Origin of the sequence: Nocardia sp. 852002-20019_SCH5090214 (assembly GCF_001665865.1) — a bacterium.
Lineage (GTDB): Bacteria > Actinomycetota > Actinomycetes > Mycobacteriales > Mycobacteriaceae > Nocardia > Nocardia nova.
This window is the reverse complement of sequence record NZ_LZMK01000464.1, coordinates 1-605: the sequence shown is the minus strand read 5'-3', so window position 1 is coordinate 605 and position 605 is coordinate 1. Positions and strand designations below refer to the sequence as shown.

1 protein-coding gene is annotated in these 605 nt (G+C 68.4%); it reads left to right on the top strand.

All coding sequences use genetic code 11. The features are described 5' to 3' along the window. Positions 1 to 21: 21 nt before the first annotated feature. On the top strand, positions 22 to 605 hold a 584-nt coding region (locus A5780_RS38740), incomplete at its 3' end, for a relaxase domain-containing protein (RefSeq protein WP_231983233.1).

Here is a 605-nt window from a genome sequence, read left to right as displayed (position 1 = left end):
ACCGGCTGGGTGGGGTCGGGGTTGGGTGCCCTGGATATCGTCGAGGGAGACATCGTCACCGAATCCCAGATGCGGGCCTTGTTCGGGCGCGGGATGCATCCGAACGCGGACGCGATCGTCGCGCAGCTGGCAGCCGAGCAGATGGCCGATGGTGTCTCGCCGCGGGTGGCCCGCCTCTACGGCGCGAAGATGGCCCAGCTCGGCCGCCCCCACAACCGGTATGTGGTCGACGAGGCCGGCTACCGATTCGAATGCGCCCGCGCCTACGCCGAATACAACCGTGCCCAAGGCCTCATCGAGTACGCCAAGATCCCCCCGGAGGTGCGTGAACAGATCCGCACCGACGTCGCTCTGACCATGTTCGCCGAGGAATTCGGGCGCCCCCCGGCCGACGATCGGGAGCTATCGGGCTGGATCGCCCGCGCCTCCCGGCCGAATACCAAGGCGGTGGCCGGGTTCGACCTGACCTTCTCACCGGTCAAGAGTGTGTCGGCGTTGTGGGCGCTGGCGCCGCGTGAGATCGCCGAGAAGATCGAGGCCGCCCACTACGCCGCGATCGACGATGCCCGGGCCTACCTCGAGCAGCACGCGGTCTACACCCGCGT